The sequence below is a fragment of the Microcystis sp. M53598_WE2 genome (assembly GCF_030067735.1).
GTDB classification, from domain to species: Bacteria; Cyanobacteriota; Cyanobacteriia; order Cyanobacteriales; family Microcystaceae; genus Microcystis; species Microcystis aeruginosa.
In genome coordinates this window covers 1-2,984 of sequence record NZ_JASJFE010000899.1, presented here as the reverse complement: position 1 = coordinate 2,984, position 2,984 = coordinate 1, and the positions used below count along the sequence as shown (strand labels likewise).

General features: G+C 40.6%; 5 protein-coding genes and 1 pseudogene. All 6 read left to right on the top strand.

The window, feature by feature from the left end:
• Positions 1-524: pseudogene (locus PX636_RS18365) on the top strand (cation:proton antiporter); the annotation flags it as partial.
• Complete coding sequence (locus PX636_RS18360; RefSeq protein WP_002796740.1) at positions 521-904, top strand: Na+/H+ antiporter subunit E; 384 nt, start codon at positions 521-523, stop codon at positions 902-904. The pseudogene PX636_RS18365 and the gene PX636_RS18360, both read left to right, overlap by 4 nt.
• A complete protein-coding gene (locus PX636_RS18355) occupies positions 901-1,152 on the top strand; it encodes a hypothetical protein (RefSeq protein ID WP_002771873.1) in 252 nt (83 codons plus the stop codon). Before PX636_RS18360 ends, PX636_RS18355 begins: the two co-directional genes overlap by 4 nt.
• The gene (locus PX636_RS18350) at positions 1,149-1,418 is read left to right on the top strand and encodes a monovalent cation/H(+) antiporter subunit G (RefSeq protein WP_002796741.1); all 270 of its coding nucleotides are present in this window, start codon (positions 1,149-1,151) and stop codon (positions 1,416-1,418) included. Before PX636_RS18355 ends, PX636_RS18350 begins: the two co-directional genes overlap by 4 nt.
• An 8-nt stretch (positions 1,419-1,426) precedes the next feature.
• Positions 1,427-1,969 (top strand): DUF4040 domain-containing protein, encoded by a 543-nt coding sequence (locus tag PX636_RS18345; RefSeq protein WP_002771877.1) that lies wholly within the window; start codon positions 1,427-1,429, stop codon positions 1,967-1,969.
• Positions 1,969-2,631 carry a Na(+)/H(+) antiporter subunit B gene (locus PX636_RS18340; RefSeq protein ID WP_002796743.1) on the top strand — a complete coding sequence of 221 codons (663 nt, stop codon included), beginning with the start codon at positions 1,969-1,971 and terminating at the stop codon, positions 2,629-2,631. The genes PX636_RS18345 and PX636_RS18340 overlap by 1 nt, the downstream gene beginning before the upstream one ends.
• The last annotated feature ends 353 nt before the right edge of the window (positions 2,632-2,984 follow it).

The window sequence follows — 2,984 nt, the reverse complement described above, 5'->3', positions numbered from 1 at the left end:
TATTTCTGTTAGCGGGAGTTTTACCCAGTCGCAATTTTAAAGAATTACAGCAACAATCGATCCCTAATTCCCTCTGGATTGCCCTAGTGGTTGCTAGTTTTTCTATCTCTGGATTCCCCCTATTATCCGGTTTTGGGGCAAAAGCGTTAACGATGAAAAATTTAGTCCCCTGGCAAGAGATTATAATCAATCTTGTGGCGGTGGGGACGGCGATTTCCTTTGCTAAATTTATCTTTTTACCCCACGCGGGTGGCGAAAGTAAACAGAAGCTAACTATCGGTTTCTGGATAGCAATAATTCTGCTCCTTGCCGCCCTATTTTTATCCAATGCCGTCTATGTTGAAGCTTATAATCTCCCCAATATTATCAAAGCTTTAGCCGTCATCGGTGCGGGGTGGTGGTTATATCTGGGAGTTTTCAAAAAGTTATCCCTAAAATTATCACGGGCTTGGGAACAATTTGATAATCTCATCGGGATGATGAGTATAATGTTAGTTCTATTGTTTTGGATGGTCTTAGCATGATCGGACATATAATTCTGCGTTTAACTATGTGGTTTTTGCTCACCGCTAATTTTACCCCCGCTAATATTATGATCGGGGTGGCTATTGCTTTTCTTTTGCCCCGTAATTTCGGCTCTAGCGAAACTTTAGGCGATTGGTTAAAGGTAATAATTAAAGTCTTTATAGCTATTCCCCAAGCTTATAAGGAAGCGTTTGAAATCATCTTTCGTCCCCACAAGGAAGAAGAAATTATTTTAGAGAGAATTTCGGGTAAACGTTCACCCAGATTGGCTTTTTGGGATATATTTCTCATTACTTTTACACCGAAAACTATCGTCACCGAATACAAGGAAAATGAGGGTTATGAAGTTCATGTAATTAAACGGAGTTCCCAGGGATGAATATTGTTCTCATTGCCATGATTGTCGCCCTATTAATTCCCCTTTATGAAGTGGCAAGAAATGATGACATCTGGCAAAAAATGGCCGCCTTTGCCAGTGCTTCCAGTAAATCATCGATTATTATTCTAGTGGTGTCAGTTCTGCGGGATGATTGGATGATTGGAGTGGTAGCAGTGATTATTCTCAGTGTCGGTAATGCTGGCTTTATGTTATTAGCACAAATTCTTAAACGATTGAACGAATCATGATTGACATTTTCAGTTATATCTGCATCACTATCGGAGTGTTTTTCTGGTTTTGGGGAACGGCGCATCTTTTAGACAAGCGCTCGGTATTATATAAATTACACGGTCTATCTGTCGCTGATACGTTGGGTTCCATGGCGATTATTTTCGGACTACTTTTGAAAGTTCCCCAAAATTGGCCTTTATTATTATTGGCAATAATTTCCTTAGCAATTTGGAACACCATGTTAGGCTACGTTTTAGCTTATACTTCTAGCGATCGAGAGTAAAATTAAAGATGAATGAAAGTTATCTCTATGTTATTGTTGCCCTCTTGCCTTTAACTGCGGCGATGGTGATGTTACAATCCAATCCCTACCAAGCTTTAGTAATTCGCGGGGTTTTGGGAGCAATAGCAGCCTTAGTTTATGCTTTATTAGGGGCGGCAGATGTATCTTTAACCGAAGCTTTGATGGGAACCATGTTAGCCGTAACTCTCTACGCGGTGGCGATTCGTTCCTCTTTAGTGATGCGTTTAGGAGTAATTGCCGAGGAAACCGATACAGTTTTAGAACAGTTAAAAACTCAACTACAAACGGTTTTAAGTAAGCGTTTTATGCGTTTAGAATTAGTTGCCTACAGTGATAAACAAGCTTTGCAACAGGCACTTATGGATAAGGATGTTCATGCCGTCTGTATCCGTCAAGACAATCCAGAAACCATCCCCTACGAAACCACAATTAGATTACCCTATCTCTACGATATTTTTAAAAATGAATTAACGGCAGCAAACACGATTTTAACCTGTATTGAAACCCCCAAATTAGAGGAGAAACACTAATGAAATGGATTTATACTCTAGCCGCTATTGCCTTCGCTATCAAAATGGTAATTATTCCCAATACTGCTTCCTCTGTATCATCCTTAGAAATTGTTGAATCCCTGGTGCGCGACGGCGGTGTTCCTAATGCGGTTTCGGTGGTTATTTTTCGTAATCGTCTCTACGATACCATCTATGAAGTGGTTGTTTTTACCATTGCCATTATGGGGGCAAATTTTATTTTAGCCACCGAAAAACCCGCCAGTAAAATCCATCAATTTACCGACCAACCTTCAATTATTTTAGCCCGTTTAGGGGCAACAATTACCGCTTTAGTGGGCATTGAATTAGCTATCCGCGGACATTTAAGTCCGGGGGGAGGTTTTGCCGCCGGAGTCGCCGGAGGTACGGCAATTGGTTTAATAGCAATTACCTCGTCTCCCGAATGGATGCAAGCAATTTATCGCCGTTGGCAAGCGGCAACATGGGAGAAAATTTCCGTCTTAGTTTTTATTGTTTTGGCTGCCATTACTCTCTCAGGATTTGAGTTACCCCACGGGGAATTAGGGGCGCTATTTAGTGGCGGCATTTTGCCGATACTAAACATTTTAGTCGCCGTTAAAGTAGCTTTAGGTTCCTGGGCAGTAATCCTCGTTTTTATCCGCTATCGCGGTTTATTGTGAGAGGTTAATATCTATATTTATAGAACGTAGGTTGGGTTGAAGCATGAAACCCAACGCCCACTCATGTTACGCTACCGCTAACCCATCCTACAAATAATTGTGCCTCCCTACTTAATAGCTATAATTTATAGCTTTAGGTCAAAACTGGGGATTAACCGATGAGCATAACATGACTTGATGGTTGAAAAAATGCTATAGTAATTTTGTTGCCCTCCTCAAGAATCAATAGGCATCTAATGATTCTGCTAAAAGAACTCCCGAGGTAAAAATTATGGTTAACGTTATTCGCGGTTCTTCAGCTAAACCTGTATCTTCTCAAAGATTAGCTAAATATTTTGAGGAAAGAACAGATA

Bases quoted from the DNA above. Each gene is read 5' to 3' on its own strand.
- PX636_RS18350 (WP_002796741.1), top strand. From the start codon at position 1,149: ATGATTGACATTTTCAGTTATATCTGCATCACTATCGGAGTGTTTTTC.
- PX636_RS18360 (WP_002796740.1), top strand. From the start codon at position 521: ATGATCGGACATATAATTCTGCGTTTAACTATGTGGTTTTTGCTCACC.
- PX636_RS18340 (WP_002796743.1), top strand. From the start codon at position 1,969: ATGAAATGGATTTATACTCTAGCCGCTATTGCCTTCGCTATCAAAATG.
- PX636_RS18345 (WP_002771877.1), top strand. From the start codon at position 1,427: ATGAATGAAAGTTATCTCTATGTTATTGTTGCCCTCTTGCCTTTAACT.
- PX636_RS18355 (WP_002771873.1), top strand. From the start codon at position 901: ATGAATATTGTTCTCATTGCCATGATTGTCGCCCTATTAATTCCCCTT.